The 17,116-nt window shown below is 56.8% G+C and carries 17 protein-coding genes and 2 riboswitches; of the genes, 10 read left to right on the forward strand and 7 right to left on the reverse strand.

Annotation, left to right across the window (positions count from 1 at the left end; translation table 11 throughout):
- Positions 1–71 precede the first annotated feature (71 nt).
- Positions 72–758 carry a GntR family transcriptional regulator gene (locus FJW00_RS02300; protein ID WP_140029045.1) on the forward strand — a complete coding sequence of 229 codons (687 nt, stop codon included), beginning with the start codon at positions 72–74 and terminating at the stop codon, positions 756–758.
- Between the two features lie 58 nt (positions 759–816).
- Here FJW00_RS02300 and thiD read toward each other — a convergent pair whose 3' ends face one another.
- The 4 genes from thiD to FJW00_RS02320 all read right to left on the reverse strand — a co-directional run bounded on the left by thiD (position 817) and on the right by FJW00_RS02320 (position 3,539).
- Positions 817–1,617 (reverse strand): bifunctional hydroxymethylpyrimidine kinase/phosphomethylpyrimidine kinase, encoded by an 801-nt coding sequence (gene thiD, locus FJW00_RS02305; RefSeq protein WP_058956698.1) that lies wholly within the window; start codon positions 1,615–1,617, stop codon positions 817–819.
- A complete protein-coding gene (gene thiM, locus FJW00_RS02310) occupies positions 1,604–2,401 on the reverse strand; it encodes a hydroxyethylthiazole kinase (protein ID WP_140922982.1) in 798 nt (265 codons plus the stop codon). The genes thiD and thiM overlap by 14 nt, the downstream gene beginning before the upstream one ends.
- Before the next feature lie 34 nt (positions 2,402–2,435).
- A riboswitch (TPP riboswitch) is annotated at positions 2,436–2,532 on the reverse strand.
- Between the two features lie 225 nt (positions 2,533–2,757).
- Positions 2,758–3,087, reverse strand: a complete 330-nt coding sequence (locus FJW00_RS02315; RefSeq protein ID WP_140922983.1) for a DUF1493 family protein — start codon at positions 3,085–3,087, stop codon at positions 2,758–2,760.
- Positions 3,081–3,539 carry an STM2901 family protein gene (locus FJW00_RS02320; protein WP_140922984.1) on the reverse strand — a complete coding sequence of 153 codons (459 nt, stop codon included), beginning with the start codon at positions 3,537–3,539 and terminating at the stop codon, positions 3,081–3,083. Before FJW00_RS02320 ends, FJW00_RS02315 begins: the two co-directional genes overlap by 7 nt.
- Before the next feature lie 174 nt (positions 3,540–3,713).
- Positions 3,714–3,811, reverse strand: a riboswitch (TPP riboswitch).
- 306 nt (positions 3,812–4,117) lie between these two features.
- Here FJW00_RS02320 and FJW00_RS22655 point away from each other — a divergent pair.
- Positions 4,118–4,315, forward strand: a complete 198-nt coding sequence (locus FJW00_RS22655; RefSeq protein ID WP_071987797.1) for a hypothetical protein — start codon at positions 4,118–4,120, stop codon at positions 4,313–4,315.
- A 99-nt stretch (positions 4,316–4,414) separates the two neighbouring features.
- Entirely contained in the window at positions 4,415–5,374 is a 960-nt protein-coding gene (locus FJW00_RS02330; RefSeq protein WP_009089200.1) for an AEC family transporter, read from the forward strand.
- 63 nt (positions 5,375–5,437) lie between these two features.
- Here FJW00_RS02330 and ahpF read toward each other — a convergent pair whose 3' ends face one another.
- Positions 5,438–7,006: an alkyl hydroperoxide reductase subunit F gene (gene ahpF, locus FJW00_RS02335; RefSeq protein WP_009089198.1), complete on the reverse strand. Its 1,569-nt coding sequence runs from the start codon at positions 7,004–7,006 to the stop codon at positions 5,438–5,440.
- A 71-nt stretch (positions 7,007–7,077) separates the two neighbouring features.
- A complete protein-coding gene (gene ahpC / locus FJW00_RS02340; protein WP_009089196.1) occupies positions 7,078–7,641 on the reverse strand; it encodes an alkyl hydroperoxide reductase subunit C in 564 nt (187 codons plus the stop codon).
- Positions 7,642–7,875: 234 nt separating this feature from the next.
- On the opposite strand from ahpC, the gene FJW00_RS02345 reads away from it, so the two are divergent.
- Positions 7,876–8,331, forward strand: a complete 456-nt coding sequence (locus FJW00_RS02345) for a GNAT family N-acetyltransferase (protein WP_140029047.1) — start codon at positions 7,876–7,878, stop codon at positions 8,329–8,331.
- Here FJW00_RS02345 and apbC read toward each other — a convergent pair.
- On the reverse strand, positions 8,328–9,440 hold the full coding sequence (apbC, locus tag FJW00_RS02350; RefSeq protein ID WP_140922985.1) for an iron-sulfur cluster carrier protein ApbC: 1,113 nt from the start codon (positions 9,438–9,440) through the stop codon (positions 8,328–8,330). The genes FJW00_RS02345 and apbC overlap by 4 nt on opposite strands.
- A gap of 175 nt (positions 9,441–9,615) precedes the next feature.
- Here apbC and metG point away from each other — a divergent pair, with 175 nt between their 5' ends.
- The 6 genes from metG to sanA all read left to right on the forward strand — a co-directional run bounded on the left by metG (position 9,616) and on the right by sanA (position 16,765).
- Entirely contained in the window at positions 9,616–11,649 is a 2,034-nt protein-coding gene (gene metG / locus FJW00_RS02355) for a methionine--tRNA ligase (RefSeq protein ID WP_046102221.1), read from the forward strand.
- A 206-nt stretch (positions 11,650–11,855) separates the two neighbouring features.
- Positions 11,856–12,248 carry a CidA/LrgA family protein gene (locus FJW00_RS02360; protein WP_009089187.1) on the forward strand — a complete coding sequence of 131 codons (393 nt, stop codon included), beginning with the start codon at positions 11,856–11,858 and terminating at the stop codon, positions 12,246–12,248.
- Positions 12,241–12,933 (forward strand): CidB/LrgB family autolysis modulator, encoded by a 693-nt coding sequence (locus FJW00_RS02365; RefSeq protein WP_140922986.1) that lies wholly within the window; start codon positions 12,241–12,243, stop codon positions 12,931–12,933. Before FJW00_RS02360 ends, FJW00_RS02365 begins: the two co-directional genes overlap by 8 nt.
- Positions 12,934–13,053: 120 nt before the next feature.
- Entirely contained in the window at positions 13,054–13,944 is an 891-nt protein-coding gene (gene cdd, locus FJW00_RS02370; protein WP_140922987.1) for a cytidine deaminase, read from the forward strand.
- A gap of 268 nt (positions 13,945–14,212) precedes the next feature.
- Positions 14,213–15,910, forward strand: coding sequence for an NAD-dependent malic enzyme (locus FJW00_RS02375; protein WP_009089183.1), 1,698 nt, complete (start codon positions 14,213–14,215; stop codon positions 15,908–15,910).
- A 135-nt stretch (positions 15,911–16,045) separates the two neighbouring features.
- Complete coding sequence (sanA, locus tag FJW00_RS02380; RefSeq protein WP_009089181.1) at positions 16,046–16,765, forward strand: outer membrane permeability protein SanA; 720 nt, start codon at positions 16,046–16,048, stop codon at positions 16,763–16,765.
- Positions 16,766–17,116: the final 351 nt, after the last annotated feature.

Consider the following 17,116-nt stretch of genomic DNA (forward strand, 5'->3'; position numbering starts at 1 on the left):
GCAGCGTGCTGATTAGACTGACACTTTGCCAACGCGCTGGCCTCTGCCAGCCGTAATAGGGATATTGCTGCATGTCGAGCGCCTATACCATAACCACCAGCGAACCGGTCAATCAGCAGATTTACCGTTATCTGCGCAAAGATATTGTCACCTGCGCGATTCAGCCAGGTTCGCTGCTCTCTGAAAAAGAGGTCTCCGCACGCTTCAGCGTTTCACGTCAGCCGGTGCGCGAAGCGTTTATCAAGCTGGCGGAAGCCGGACTGGTACAGGTATTGCCGCAGCGCGGCACGTTTGTGCGTAAAATCTCCGCTAAGCGGGTCGCGGATGGCCGCTTTATCCGTGAGGCGGTGGAAGTGTCGGTGGTTCGTCGTGCCGCGCTGGAGATTGATGATTCGGCACTGATGACGCTGGAGCACAATCTGCAACTGCAGCGGATGGCGGCGGAGCGGCATGACAGCCAGGCGTTCCTCACGCTTGACGATGAGTTTCATCGTCTGATCGCGGAAAGCATTGACTGCAAGCTGGCCTGGGAAACGGTCGAGAATATCAAAGCGACGATGGATCGGGTGCGCTTCCTGACGCTGAGTGAAGTCTCACCGCCGGAAAAGGTCATTGAGCAGCATGAAGAAATTTATGCCGCGCTGAAACAGCACGATGCCGATGCCGCCGAAGCGGCCATGCGTCATCACCTGCAGGAGATGATCTTCTCCATCACCCCGATTGCTGAGCGCAACAGCGCCTGGTTTGAAGCCCCCTGAACCCCTCCCGCGGGGTGCCCGCCTCGCCTGATTATCCGGGCGAGAGGGGCAGTCTCTCTTACCACCATTGATGAAAATGGTGAACCGGCCCGATGCCCTTCCCGACCTCCAGCGAATCCGCCTGCATCAGCGCCTGCTGCAGCCAGTTTTTCGCTTCCTCAATCGTCGTCGCCCATCCGTCATGACGCGGACGCAATGCGGCCAGTGCCGCCGACAGCGTGCAGCCGGTGCCATGCGTATGACGGGTCTTCACGCGCGGTGTACTGAACCGCTGCTCTGCCGATGGTGTAATCAGCCAGTCGGGACTCTCCGCTGCCGTAAGATGCCCTCCTTTCATCAGCACGGCCTGACAGCCCAGCGCCAGCAACGCCCGCCCCTGTTCGCGCATCTCCGTCTCATCGGTGGCAATGGCGCAACCCAGCAGGGCCGCCGCCTCTGGCAGGTTCGGAGTGATCAGCGAAACCTGCGGCAGCAACCGCTCACGAACGCTGGCGACGGCGTCCGGTGAGAGCAGCGCATCACCACTTTTCGCCACCATCACGGTATCCAGCACCACAAAAGGGATCGCCGCCTGCTTCAGCCGCGCCGCCACCTGCTCCACGATAGCCGTTTCTGACAGCATGCCGATTTTCGCGCTGTCGATACGCACGTCATTCAGCACAGAATCGAGCTGGGCGGCGACAAAGTCCGGTTCGATGCGATAAACAGCCTGCACGCCCTGCGTATTTTGTGCCACCAGCGCGGTAATGACGCTGGTGCCATAAGCGCCCAGCGCCGAGAACGTTTTCAGATCGGCCTGGATCCCTGCGCCACCGCTGGGATCGGTGCCGGCAATGGTCAGGGCATTAATGCGTTTCATGATCGCCCTCCAGGGTCCAGAGTGCATCCAGAAACGCCGTGGCAAAGCTGCCCGGCCCAGTCGCCTGCCCCGCGGCCTTTTCACCGGCTGTCGCCATCACCTGACAGGCCGCGGCAATATTCAGCAGGCCATCGCCGGGCAGCGCGCTGAACCCGGCCACCACCGCCGAGAGCGCACACCCGGTTCCCACAACCCGCGTCAGCATGGGAGAGCCGCCACGAATGGCAAAAGTGCGCTGACCATCGGTTGCGTAGTCCACTTCACCGGTGACGATGACCCGCGTGTTCCACTCTTTCGCCAGCTGCCGCGCCGCGTCGAGCGCCGCAACTGCCGGGTGAAGCGTATCCACGCCGCGTCCGCCACTGGCCTGCTGCGCCAGCGCCAGAATCTCTGACGCATTGCCGCGTATCACCGCCGGTTGCTGACTTAATAATTGCTGGCAGAAGTCGCTGCGCAGCGTCAGGGCACCGACAGCGACCGGATCGAGCGTCCAGGGCGTGCCCGCCTCCCGCGCCGCGCTAACCGCTGCCTGCATCGCCCGCTGACGCTCACGCGTCAGCGTCCCGACATTAATCAGCAGGGCATCCGCAAAGCCGCTGAACTGTGCCGCTTCGTCAGCATCGATCACCATCGCGGGTGACGCATTGAGTGCCAGCAGGACGTTGGCGGTAAAGTTCTGCACCACGTCATTCGTCATGCAGTGCACCAGCGGTGACTGACGGCGAAAGGTGTGCAGAAGGGGCGCGAACTGCGCGGCAGAAAGGTGTTGAGATGGCTGTATCATCGTAGCTCCCAACCGGCGGACAAGAAGGCGAATGCGGTCAGGCATCAGACTTCCCTACGCTGGCATTATCCAGATCAGGTAATACGGGTATTTCTCAGCCTTCACAAAGAAGGGCACCCCGAGTCATGAAGAGTGAATCTCTATACTTTTTGCAAGATTAGGGGAAGTTACTCGCAGACGCAAGCGCGCCCTTCCGGTTACCACTTCTTCGCACGGTACCCCAGCTTTACCCCACCACCGAAAAGAAAAAAGAGCCGTTAAGCTCCTTTGTGATATACCCCACGCCCACCGGAATTCATTTTTGTGTTCTGCTTATACCTGCGCTGAAGTGAAGAAAAGGGAGGCGGTTTATCCCCCTATTCGTACAACCATCTTCCTGCTTTAGCTGACTGGATAAACATATTAATGGTGAAGTCTGGTACATCAACAGGCTCAGGCTTTTTAAACGGGTTCCATGAGAAATTCACCTCGGGGTAGTAGAGTTCGAGATGGAAATCCGACATATCAACGTTAAACTCTTTCGAATACTCTTCCACCAACTCTTCAACATCATCCAGATCAAGCTGCACATCAAAATGAATATTCGATTCTGGCGTGTAAGTATCGTATTTCTTTTTTCTGAACAGGTAAGTACCACTACGGATAGTGAACATCCCGATCACACGTTTCTCGATATCATCTACCATAACTTATCATCACCTCGGGCAATGGTGTTGTATTCAGTGATCGAGTAGTAGATGATCTGCGACATATCAGCTACAAGAATCACCTCACCTAAGAGAGGAATTGTTCGCCCTACCCACGTTCCAATCTTCCTCACCATCCTTCGCTTTACAGTCCATGGAGTATAACCGCCAATCCACGTAGGCATCTCCAAACCAAACGGGAACATTCTGTTTCCAAATACCCGCCGTACACCTTTCGATAGTCTGGAGGTGCCAGGGATTGCCGTTCCTGGTTTAGTCCGTGTAGTCTGGTCATTCATACCAGCATAGAGCGCATAGACAGCAGCGATATCCTTGATACCGAACTGATCAGCAGTATTGAAAACAAACACCATAAAAAAGAGTTCGGTGGCGGTGAGGTTTGAACGCCCCGCATAAAAGTATGTTCCATTCACTTCCTCAACCGTGTCCATGTCTCAATCCTTATGACCCTGCAATTGCAATCACAACGGCTGATTTATATACCGCTGAATGAATCGTTACTGCGCCTTTTTTAAGGTGTGCAGAAGTGATTTTACCTCATGAACAAACCCTTTATGTACCGTAAGTGCATTACGTATGGACAATAAGAGAGTCAATCTCATAATAAGCAGGCTGAACACAGATGCCTACGCTGGCATTATCCAGATCAGGTAATACGGGTATTTCTCAGCCTTCACAAAGAAGGGCACCCCGAGTCGAATTACGGTTTGCAGCATAGGCAAGCCGTCCTCTGAAAGCAGGCAACAGCCGCCAGCGAAATGACCGGAACGGAACCTTACGCATGATCCCGATCAACGTTCCATGGTGCAAAAAAAGGCTTAATGCTGCGGGCCTCAGGGATACCTCTTAAGAGGTACTCCTGCTATCAGGCCTGATGGGTCCTGGCCATCGCTCAGACTCTGACCATTTCATAATAATTAACCTGCGCGAAACACCGTTGTAAAAAAACACTTTATTTCATGGAGTTATCGACTCCTGAAGCGGAACTTCATACTACTCAGGATGTATGATGCGATTGTCAGCGCTTATTCCTCACCGCCATCGATGGCAGGATATTCAAATCGAACGCCAGGGCGCCATCGCCCCTAATGGCCGACATTACCTTTCCACCTATATTTCGGCCCGTTGTGCGGGCTGCGGCGAAACTATCCATCGTGTTTATTACCGGGACATCAGTGACCAGCAGGCGCGTCGCTGGTTAGGCTGACAGCCCGCCCGACGGCCGATTCCAAAGCAGGGATGAGTTAACAGTTAGTTTGCGATTTGTTAGTCTGGTAACTATCCATGATTTACCCAGACGCCTCTTATGCCACTGCTGTTTGAAAGCCTGAGCCATCAGATTTACCTGTCAGCCCCGCTGTTTATCCTGATCCTGCTCGGATATGGGCTGACACGCTTCGGGAAATGGCCTGCCAGCATCAGCGAAGGCATGAACCGCTTTGTGTTTAACGTTGCGCTGCCCTGCATGCTGTTTCGGGTGATGAGTACCTTCTCGCAAAGCCCGCCGGTGGATGCGCGCCTGCTGCTGGCCTTCTTTGGCAGTTGCCTGCTGGTGTTTATCGTGGGACGCCTGCTGGCGACACGGCTGTTTCAGCTTGACGGCGTGGCCGCCTCGGTCTTTGCGCTGGGGGGTATCTTCTCCAACAACGTGATGCTGGGGATCCCGGTGGCTACCGTCCTGCTCGGGCCAGAAGCGCTGCCACCGGTGGCGCTGGTGCTGGTGTTTAACAGCCTCATCCTCTGGACCCTGCTGACCGTTTCGGTCGAGTGGGCAAAACAGGGCAGCTTTTCCCTGACAGGTCTCTGGCGCACCCTGATCGGCGTGCTGAAAAATCCGCTGATCGTCGGCATTCTCAGCGGCACGGCCTGGAGCTTTCTGCAGCACCCCTTGCCGCAGATCGCCGCTGAACCGCTTCGGATGCTGGCCTCGCTGGCGGCCCCCCTGTCGCTGGTCACGCTGGGCATGAGCCTGGCACATTATCGGGTGCGGGAGGGTTTAAAAGAGAGTTATACGATCTGCCTGCTGAAGCTGGTTCTGCAACCGATGACGGTATGGGCTATCGCGTGGCTGACCGGTCTACCCCCGCTGGAGAGTAAAGTGGTGGTGCTGCTGGGGTCGATGGCGGTCGGGGTTAACGTCTATCTGATGTCGCAGAAATTCAATGTCATTACCGGCCCGGCGGCGGCCAGTATGCTTTTCTCTACGGTGTTTGCGGCCGTAACGACGCCGGTATGGATGATGCTGATGACGCTGGCGGGCTATTAACAGGCGCATAAAAAAAGCCCCTCAGCACAGGGGCTGAAGGGCTTATTGCCTGGCTGATGAAACTTACTCAGCCGTTTTGGTACGGATCAGATAGTCAAAGGCACTCAGTGACGCTTTCGCACCTTCGCCGCTGGCGATGATGATCTGCTTGTACGGCACGGTGGTGCAGTCGCCTGCTGCGAAGACGCCTTTCAGGCTGGTTTCGCATTTCGCATCAATGATGATTTCGCCCATTTTGTTGCGCTCAACCGCGCCTTCCAGCCATGGGGTGTTCGGCAACAGACCAATCTGGACAAAGATACCGGAGAGCGGCAGCTCATGGGTGGTCTGCGTCGTACGGTCAATGTAGTGCAGGCCGGTCACTTTGCTGCCGTCGCCTTTCACTTCCGTGGTCTGCGCGTTCAGGATCACATCAACGTTCTTCAGGCTGCGCAGTTTATCCTGCAGCACGCGGTCAGCACGCATCTCACCAGCAAACTCCAGCAGCGTCACGTGTTCCACGATACCGGCCAGATCAATTGCCGCTTCCACGCCAGAGTTACCGCCGCCGATGACCGCGGTGCGCTTGCCTTTAAACAGCGGGCCATCACAGTGCGGGCAGTAGGTAACACCTTTGGTGCGATACTCTTCTTCACCCGGCACGCCCATGTTACGCCAGCGTGCGCCGGTCGCCAGGATGATGCTGCGTGATTTCAGTACGGCACCGGAGGCGGTTTCGATGGCGTGCAGTCCGCCCTCTTTCGCCGCCGGGATCAGTTTAATGGCGCTCTGGCTGTCGATGACATCCACATTGTAATCATCAACGTGTGCACGCAGTGAACCTGCCAGTTTTGCACCTTCGGTTTTAGGTACAGAGATATAGTTTTCGATATCGACCGTATCCAGCACCTGCCCGCCGAAACGCTCGCCCATCAGGCCGGTACGAATACCTTTACGCGCGGAGTAGATGGCTGCTGCTGCGCCTGCCGGGCCGCTGCCGATAATCAGAACTTCATACGCGTCACGCTTGTTCAGCTCTTCCGCTGCGCGTTTGTCCGCGTTGGTATCCACTTTGCTGACGATTTCCGCCAGGCTCATGCGACCCTGACCAAACTCTTTACCGTTAAGGTAAACCGCCGGCACGCCCATCACGTTGCGTTCCTGAATCTCATTCTGGAACAGGCCACCGTCGATTGCGGTGTGGCTGATGCGCGGGTTAATCACCGCCATCAGGTTCAGCGCCTGCACCACATCAGGACAGTTGTGGCAGGAAAGTGAATAGTAGGTCTCGAAATGGAGATCGCTGTCCAGCTCAGCAACCTGATCCAGCAGGCTCTGTGCTTCTTTAGACGGATGCCCACCGGTCTGTAACAGTGCCAGCACCAGTGAGGTAAATTCGTGACCCAGAGGTGAACCGGCAAAACGCGGGCCGCTGTTCGAACCTGGGTTAGTGATCAGAAACGAGGGCTTACGCACCTGACGATCGTTCTCTTCGCGGAAGCTGACTTTGTCAGACAAACCAGCGATATCAACCAACAGTTCACGGATCTCGGTTGATTTTGCACCCTCATCCAGGGTGGCGATCAACTCAACAGGTTTGGTTAATTTCTCAAGGTAAGCCTTGAGCTGCGTTTTCAAATTTGTGTCGAGCATAGTGATATCCTGGTCAAAAAATCGGGTGCCGTGGCACCCGATTGGAGAATGGTCGAAAGGCCGAAGCGGGATTAGATTTTGCCAACCAGGTCCAGAGATGGAGCCAGCGTTGCATCACCTTCTTTCCATTTCGCCGGGCAGACTTCACCTGGGTGAGAAGCAACGTACTGAGCCGCTTTCACTTTGCGCAGCAGGTCAGAGGCGTCACGGCCAATGCCTTCAGCGGTGATTTCGATAGCCTGGATAACGCCTTCCGGGTCAACGATGAAAGTACCACGGTCAGCCAGACCTTCTGCTTCACGCATGATTTCGAAGTTGCGGGTCAGCGCGCCAGTCGGGTCGCCGATCATCGCATACTGGATCTTCGCGATGGTGTCAGAAGAACCGTGCCAGGCTTTGTGGGTAAAGTGGGTGTCGGTAGAAACGGAGTAGATATCTACGCCCAGTTTCTGGAACTCTTCGTAGTGATCAGCCACGTCACCCAGCTCGGTCGGGCAGACGAAGGTGAAGTCAGCAGGATAGAAGAAGAACACACTCCATTTACCTTCAACGTCTTTCTCGGTTACGTCGATGAATTCGCCGTTTTTGAATGCTGCGTTTTTGAACGGCTTGATTTTGGTATTGATAATAGACATCTGTGGCCTCCGTTAAAATATGTGATGCAGGTTACATAATTTTCGGGCCAACATCTAATATGCAGACGTTATCAATCTGATTAACGAAAGCTATCAAACGCTGAGAGCCTGATGCTCTCTGGCCCGCCGGGCAGTGTACAGCGATTTTCGTGACATTAAACCCGCTTTGTCTTTCCCCCTCTCTTCCCGAATCGCTGCTAGTTTTGTAAGACCGGATAAAAAGGGAGCAGAGCTGTGGAGATACGTCCGTTTACTGAAGCCGATCGTCCTTTCCTGCGAACGCTGTTTCTGGCGGCGCGTCGGCATAACTGGCGCTGGCTGGATGGCAGCGAGTGGCAGCTGGAAGATTTTGATGGGGTGATCCTGGGGGAGACGGTGCTGGTCGCCGAGGCTGAGGGGCAGCGCGTCGGATTTGCCGGACTGCTGGAGAACGACAACTTTCTGCACAGTCTCTATGTCGATCCCGACTGGCAGGGGCGCGGCGTGGGCAGTGCCCTGCTGGAGAACGTCCAGGCGCGCTTCACCTCAACCGGGGCGCTGAAGTGTCTGCAGATGAACAAAGCCGCCCAGGCGTTTTACCTGAAACATGGCTGGAAGATGATTTCGGCAGGCGAAGGGGAGCATGGCGGCTACGTGCTGATGCACTACCCGCTGGCGTCGGCCTATGCCAGCGGGTCGGGTCGGGCTTAGAGTGCGCGGAAGGCGATCTCGCCAGGGATCACCTCACCCTGCCAGTAAAGCTGGGCGGCGACGCGTCCGGCCAGCTGGCGATAGAGCGCCGTAAAATCGCTGTCTGGCCGGCGGATCACCGTCGGTTCGCCTTCATCGAGATCCTCGCGCAGGTCGATGTGCAGCGGCAGCTGGGCCAGCAGCTGCGTCTGGTAAGTCTCAACCAGTTTCTGCGCCCCGCCGGTGCCGAAAATCGGCTCGTGATAGCCGCACTGACTGCAGATATGCAGACTCATATTTTCCACCACGCCCAGCACCGGAACATTGACCTTCTCAAACATCACCAGCCCTTTGCGGGCATCAATCAGGGCAATATCCTGCGGCGTGGTGACCACCAGCGCCCCGGTGACCGGCACGTTCTGCGCCAGCGTGAGCTGAATGTCGCCGGTACCCGGAGGCATATCCAGCACCAGATAATCCAGTTCCGGCCACAGCGTCTCGTTCAGCAGCTGCATCAGCGCTTTACTGGCCATCGGGCCGCGCCACACCATCGCGTTATCATCGGTGACCAGATAGCCAATTGAGTTCGTTGCCAGCCCGTGCGCCATAATCGGGGCCATATGGGTGCCATCCGGCGAAGTCGGCCGCTGGTCCTGCGTGCCGAGCATGTTCGGCACTGACGGGCCATAGATGTCGGCGTCGAGGATCCCGACGCGCGCGCCTTCGGCGGCCAGCGCCAGCGCCATATTCACGGCAGTGCTCGATTTGCCGACGCCCCCTTTGCCGGAGCTGACCGCGATGATATTTTTCACACCGTTCACGCCCGGCTGATTTTTCACCCGCTTCAGGGTGGCAATATCATGACTGAGCCGCCAGTCGATCGCACGCGCGCCGGTCTGGCGCAGCAGTTCGGCGCTGACCTGCTCTTTCAGGGCGTCGAACCCGCTGGCCCAGGCAAAAGGCATCATCATTTCAATGTGCAGCGTACCGTCAAGCTGCGCCACATGATGCAGCGCCTTCAGCGCGGTCAGGTTCTGGTGCAGGGTCGGATGCTCAAAGCGTTTCAGTACGCCAGCCACAATGGCGCGCAGCCCTTCTGGCGTATGCGGTTCCCGGGATTGTGCTGTCATCCCTCACTCCTTATTTCTGCTCTGCTTACGCTGTTTTCAGCGAGGTAACCTCAATGATATCAGAAGCACATGGATTCGCGGCGACTGGCGGGATGAATCCCTTGTGTTTACGCAGGAGAAGCCTTCAGTTACCATCTAAGCCCGTTTTTTCAATCAACAGAAAGCTACGCAAACTATGACTCAAGTCGCTAAAAAAATTCTGGTAACGTGCGCCCTGCCCTACGCGAACGGATCAATCCATCTCGGCCACATGCTCGAGCATATCCAGGCAGACATTTGGGTGCGTTATCAGCGAATGCGTGGCAATCAGGTTTATTTCATCTGCGCCGACGATGCGCACGGTACCCCTATCATGCTGAAAGCGCAGCAGCTGGGGATTGCACCGGAGCAGATGATTGCAGAAATGAAACAGGAGCATGAAACGGACTTTGCCGGTTTCAATATCAGCTATGACAACTATCACTCAACGCATGGCGACGAAAACCGTGAGCTGGCCGGGCTGATCTACGGTCGCCTGAAAGAGAACGGTTTCATCAAGAACCGCACGATTTCGCAGCTGTATGACCCGGAAAAAGGGATGTTCCTGCCGGACCGCTTTGTGAAAGGCACCTGCCCGAAATGTAAGTCACCTGACCAGTATGGCGACAACTGCGAAGTCTGCAGCGCGACCTACAGCCCGACAGAGCTGATCGATCCGAAATCCGTGGTGTCCGGTGCGACGCCGGTGCTGCGTGATTCCGAACACTTCTTCTTTGATCTGCCCTCCTTCAGCGAGATGCTGCGTGCCTGGACCCGTTCTGGCGCACTGCAGGATCAGGTTGCGAACAAAATGCAGGAGTGGTTTGAGTCGGGCCTGCAGCAGTGGGATATCTCCCGCGACGCGCCTTACTTCGGCTTTGAAATTCCGGGTGCGCCGGGCAAATATTTCTACGTCTGGCTGGATGCGCCTATCGGCTATATGGGCTCGTTCAAAAACCTGTGCGACAAGCGCGGCGACATCGACTTCGACGAGTTCTGGCGTAAAGACTCCACCACCGAGCTGTACCACTTCATCGGTAAAGATATCGTCTATTTCCACAGCCTGTTCTGGCCCGCGATGCTGGAAGGCAGCAACTTCCGCAAGCCAAACAACCTGTTTGTGCACGGCTATGTCACCGTCAACGGTGCAAAAATGTCGAAGTCGCGTGGCACCTTTATTAAGGCCAGCACCTGGCTGCAGCATCTGGATGCCGACAGCCTGCGCTATTACTATGCGGCGAAACTCTCTTCACGCATCGACGATATCGACCTGAACATGGAAGATTTTGTTCAGCGCGTTAACGCCGACATCGTCAATAAAGTGGTTAACCTGGCGTCACGTAACGCGGGCTTTATCACCAAACGCTTTGACGGGAAACTGGCGGCTGAGCTGGCCGATCCGGCCCTTTATCAGACCTTCGTGGATGCCTCAGAGAAGATTGGTGAAGCCTGGGCCAGCCGTGAGTTCAGCCGTGCGATTCGTGAGATCATGGCGCTGGCCGATCTGGCTAACCGCTATGTCGATGAGCAGGCACCGTGGGTGGTGGCGAAGCAGGAAGGCCGCGATGCCGACCTGCAGGCTATCTGCTCAATGGGGATCAACCTGTTCCGCATCCTGATGACCTGGCTGAAGCCGGTGCTGCCTTCCCTGAGCGCACGCGCCGAAGATTTCCTGAAGTGTGAGCTGAGCTGGGATGCTATCGCCCAGCCGCTGCTGGATCACCAGGTCGCGCCGTTTAAAGCGCTCTACAGCCGCATTGAAATGGCGAAGGTTGAGGGACTGATTGCGGCTTCAAAAGAGGATGCCGCTGCCGCAGCTGCACCGGCCGCAAGCGGTCCGCTGGCAGAGTCACCTGTCGGTGAGCCCATCACCATCGACGATTTTGCCAAAGTGGATATGCGCGTGGCGCTGATTGAGCAGGCGGAACTGGTTGAGGGCTCAGACAAGCTGCTGCGTCTGCAGCTTGACCTGGGCGGGGAAAAGCGTCAGATCTTCTCCGGCATCCGCGCCGCTTATCCTGATCCGTCAGTGCTGGTCGGTAAAATGACCATCATCGTCGCCAACCTCGCACCACGTAAGATGCGCTTCGGCATCTCTGAAGGCATGGTGCTGTCAGCAGGACCGGGCGGCAAAGATCTCTTCGTGCTCTCCGTGGATAGCGGTGCGGTACCGGGTATGCCGGTTAAGTAACCCGCGGCTGACGAAATCCGTTCCGGACTGAAACCCTTTGCGCCTCTGCAGGTGCGAAGGGTTTTTTTATATCGGTCAAGCACGCTCTCTTTCTGCACAGGTGAACGCGGCCTCCTCTCCTGCCGCTTTCCGGCGCATAAATGTGATCGCTAGCACGCTAAGCGGTTAATGCGTATGATGAAGCTCAGTAAAAACAGGAGCCTGCCATGCTCACCGTGCTGTCTGTCTGCGGGCGCTATCTGCGCGCCTTTATCATCATTTATCTCTGCCTGTATGCCGGAATCGGCATCGCCTCGCTGCTGCCCATTACCCTGCCCGGCAGCATTATCGGCATGTTAATTCTGTTTGCCCTGCTCGCGTCGCAAATCCTGCCGGTAAGCTGGGTGAAACCGGGCTGTCATCTGCTGATTCGCTATATGGCCCTGCTGTTTGTGCCGATCAGCGTCGGGGTGATGAACTACACCGATGTGCTGACCGCGCAGTTTGGCCCTATCGTGATCTCCTGTGTCGTCAGCACCCTGCTGGTGCTCTCGATTGTCGGCGTGAGCGCCCACAAGCTGCACAGCCGGAAGCCGGCCGGGGAGTCGGGCGATGAGTGAAATCTGGTGGTCACTGCCGCTGACGCTGGCGGCCTTTTTCCTGGCGCGTAAACTGGCAATACGGCTGAAGCTCCCGCTGCTCAATCCGCTGCTGGTCGCGATGGCGATAATTATTCCGATACTGCTACTGTTGCAGCTGCCCTACTCGCGCTATTTCGCCGGCAGCCAGATTCTCAATCAGCTGCTGCAACCGGCGGTGGTGGCGCTGGCACTGCCGCTCTATGAACAGATCCATCAGATCCGCGCCCGCTGGAAATCCATTATCGGCGTCTGCTTTATCGGCAGCCTGACCGCCATGACCTCGGGCACGGCCATTGCGCTCTGGCTGGGGGCGACGCCCCAAATTGCGGCCACTATCGTGCCGAAATCGGTGACCACACCGATTGCCATGGCCGTCTCCGGTTCATTGCACGGTATTCCGGCCATCAGCGCCATCTGTGTGCTGATCGCCGGGGTGCTGGGTGCGGTCTTCGGTCATATGGTGCTGAACCTGCTCGGCGTGAAGTCTAAAGCCGCACGCGGTCTGGCGATTGGCAATGCGTCACATGCACTCGGCACGGCGCGTGCAGCCGAACTCGATTTTCAGGAGGGCGCCTTCAGTTCGCTGGCCCTGGTGATCTGCGGCATCATCACCTCACTGCTGGCCCCCTTTGTTTTTCCGCTGCTGCTGCATTGGTTTGGCTAAAACTTTGCGAGAGATCTCGCAAAGTTGAAACATGCAACACAGGTTACATTGTCAGAGCGACCTGGATCACATATAAACCGGTGACCGGCACGTCGCCCTGCTGAATTTAATGAGGCTCTCATGCAATCCCGTTTCCTCTCCGCTTTTGAGGCATTGCCATCAACGCTGCAAACGGCGCTGGCTCCCCTGCTGGACGATCCTGACTTTGAGGCGCGACTGAGCGCCAGCCAGGTCGCTGCACTGCAGCAACAGACGCAGATGGATGCCGATACGCTGGCGCTGGCGCTGCTGCCCCTGGCAGCGGCCTGCGCTGTCGCCACCGTCTCCCACTTCAACGTCGGCGCGATTGCCCGTGGCGTCAGCGGTGCCTGGTACTTCGGGGCGAACATGGAGTTTGTCGGCGCCCCCCTGCAGCAGACGGTTCACGCCGAGCAGAGCGCGATCACCCACGCCTGGCTGTGTGGCGAGCCGCAGCTGGAGAGCATCACCGTCAACTATACGCCGTGCGGTCACTGCCGCCAGTTTATGAACGAGCTGAACAGCGGCACCGCTATTCGTATCAGCCTGCCGCAGCGCGCAGTGAGTACCCTGGCTGACTATCTGCCGGATGCATTTGGCCCGCGCGACCTCGACATCAGCACTTTCCTGATGGACCACGTTGACCACGGCTACGTCGCTGCGGGTGACGAACTGGTGCAGGCTGCCGTTGCCGCCGCCAATGCCAGTCACGCCCCCTACAGCCAGTCGCACGCCGGGGTTGCGCTGCTGACCGTGAGCGGTTCGATTGTCACCGGCCGCTATGCGGAAAACGCCGCGTTTAATCCCAGCTTCCCGCCCCTTCAGGCGGCGCTGGTGCGGCTGAACATGCAGGGCGGCGATGTCCGTCAGATAAAAAGAGCGGTATTAGCGGAAGCAGAAAATGCCACGCTGAGCCAGTTTGCCGCCACGCAAGCCACGCTGCAGACATTTGGCTGCAGTGAGCTGCTGCATGTGACGCTGAACAAAGCATAACCGGCTGTCAGAAAGGCCACAGTTTTGTGAGCTTTTATGAACAAACGCTGTACTTCTGCGGGAAATTTCATAGGATCTGGCGCCAGAATTCACGTCATGACAAATTACTCTGAATAATTCAGGTTGCAGGATGGCAGCACGGTCGTGAATTTTCCCGCAGCGGTGACCCTGCCGCTACAGGCCTGCAGTCTGAGCTATAACGGGTAAGAAAACTGGCGCTACCTTTCCGGCGTGACGCCAGACAACACTGCAACCGGAGCATCACCGCATGGAACTCGACTACGAAAGTAAACGCCCGCTTTATATCCCATATGCTGGCCCGATTTTGCTTGAATTTCCCCTGCTGAACAAAGGCAGCGCCTTTACCCTCGAAGAACGTAACGAATTTAACCTCAATGGTCTGCTGCCTGAAGCGGTGGAGTCGATTGAAGAGCAGGCAAAGCGCGCCTGGCGTCAGTTCCAGGACTTCAAAAACAATAACGATAAGCACGTCTACCTGCGAAACATCCAGGACACGAACGAAACGCTGTTCTACCGCCTGCTGGATAACCATCTCGAAGAGATGATGCCCATCATCTACACCCCGACCGTCGGCGCAGCCTGCGAACACTTCTCTGAAATCTACCGTCGTGCGCGTGGCGTTTTCATCTCCTACCCGAACCGCGATCGCATCGAAGATATGCTGCAGAACGCCACCAAACAGAATGTGAAGGTGATTGTGGTGACCGATGGCGAGCGTATCCTGGGTCTGGGCGACCAGGGCATCGGTGGAATGGGGATTCCGATTGGTAAGCTTTCACTCTATACAGCCTGCGGCGGCATCAGCCCGGCTTACACCCTGCCGGTCGTGCTGGATGTCGGCACCAATAACCAGCAGCTGCTGAACGACCCGCTCTATATGGGCTGGCGTCATCCGCGTATCACCGGCGAAGAGTATGACGCCTTCGTCAATGAGTTCATTCAGGCCGTTAAGCGCCGCTGGCCGAAAGTGCTGTTGCAGTTCGAAGATTTCGCCCAGAAGAACGCGATGCCGCTGCTGAACCGCTATCGCGAAGAGGTCTGCTGCTTTAATGATGATATCCAGGGCACTGCTGCCGTCACCGTCGGCACGCTGATCGCCGCCAGCCGCGCAGCCGGCAGCCGTCTGTGCGAGCAGAAAGTGGTCTTCCTGGGAGCCGGTTCCGCGGGTTGTGGTATCGCTGAGCAGATCATCGCGCAGATGAAATCTGAAGGTCTGAGCGACGACGAAGCCCGTAGCCGGGTGATGATGGTGGATCGCTTTGGTCTGCTCACTGACAAACTGCCTAACCTGCTCGATTTCCAGAGCAAGCTGGTGCAGAAGAGCGAAAACCTGCAGAACTGGGATGTCGCCAGTGATTCAATCTCGCTGCTGGACGTGGTGCGCAATGCCCAGCCCGATATCCTGATTGGTGTTTCCGGTCAGCCGGGTCTGTTCACTGAAGAGATCATCCGTGAGATGCACAAGCACTGTAAGCGCCCTATCGTGATGCCACTGTCGAACCCGACATCACGCGTGGAAGCGACGCCAGCCGATATCATCGCCTGGACTGACGGTGCAGCACTGGTCGCCACCGGCAGCCCGTTCTCGCCAGTAAGCTGGAACGGTAAAACCTATCCGATCGCGCAGTGCAACAACTCCTACATCTTCCCGGGAATTGGTCTGGGTGTGATTGCCTCAGGCGCCAGCCGCGTCACCGACAGCATGCTGATGACCGCCAGCCGCGCACTGGCTGACTGCTCTCCGCTGGTCAACGAAGGCGAAGGCCCGGTACTGCCCGAGATCAAAGATATTCAGGGCGTGTCGAAGATCATTGCGATGGAAGTGGGCAAAGCCGCTCAGCTGGCGGGCGTTGCCGTGGTGACCTCAGAAGATGTGTTGTCACAGGCTATTGCCAACAACTTCTGGCTGCCGCAGTACCGTCACTATCGCCGTACCTCGATTTAATCCTCAGCCTGCCGGACCTGATAGGGTCCGGCAGTGTTCAAAAAGCGCACAGCCAGCCGGCAGTAACTTGCTTCGCTGCGACGCCTCAAGTAGCCTTGTGCCATCTCAACATTCTGACACCGAGTCTCCAGGCGCATGCTGAAACGCGTTTTCATTGGTCTGCTTTTCATCATCTTAGTGATGGTGGCAACTGCGCTCGGCCTTGATCGCTGGATCAGCTGGAAAACGGCGCCTTTCATCTACGAAAATGTCTCTTCTCTGCCGCATCGTCAGGTGGGCGTGGTACTGGGAACGGCAAAATATTACCGCACCGGCGTGATCAATCAGTATTACCTCTATCGGATGCAGGGTGCGCTGAACGCCTATAACAGCGGTAAAGTCAATTATCTGCTGCTGAGCGGGGATAACGCGCTGCAGAGTTATAACGAGCCGATGACAATGCGCCGTGATTTAATCAAAGCGGGCGTCGATCCGGCCGATATCGTGCTCGACTACGCCGGATTCCGCACGCTGGATTCGATCGTACGTACCCGTAAGGTCTTTGATACTAACGACTTCATTATTATCACGCAGCGTTTTCATTGTGAGCGCGCGCTCTTCATCGCCCTGCAGCTGGGCATTCAGGCGCAGTGTTATGCCGTGCCCTCGCCGAAGAACATGCTTAGCGTGCGCTTCCGTGAAGTGGGGGCCCGGCTGGGTGCGCTGGCAGACCTCTTCCTGCTCAAGCGTGAACCCCGTTTTCTCGGCCCGCTGGTGCCCATTCCCGCCGTGCGAACCGTTCCGGATGATGCGCAGAGTTATCCTGCTGTAACGCCGGAACAGCTGCTGGAGCTGGAACAGAAGCTGCGGAAATAAATCTTCGATTAAGAGGGGGCTGGTGCAGCGCCAGACAGGCATGCGCTAGCTCAGGGAGCATACGCCTTCCGCAAAGATGCAAAGGGAATTCTGACAGCAGCGAATAAGCCCAACGCGCAGGGAATTGGGTCAGAAGAGGAAAGCGTCCCGCGCCAGGGACGGCGCGGGCCGAGCGTGTCATGGATGACGGCTTTTGCGTCTTTCCGATCTGACCCTGTTCCCTGCGCAGACTCCGTCTCAAAGCAATGACCTCAGCCTTTAAGCAGGCCGAGCGTGTCATGGATGACGGCCTTTGCGACTTTCCGATCTGACCCTGTTTCCTGCGCAGACTCCGTCTCAAAGCAATGACCT

Source organism: Pantoea anthophila (assembly GCF_006494375.1).
In the GTDB taxonomy this organism is placed as follows: Bacteria; Pseudomonadota; Gammaproteobacteria; order Enterobacterales; family Enterobacteriaceae; genus Pantoea; species Pantoea anthophila.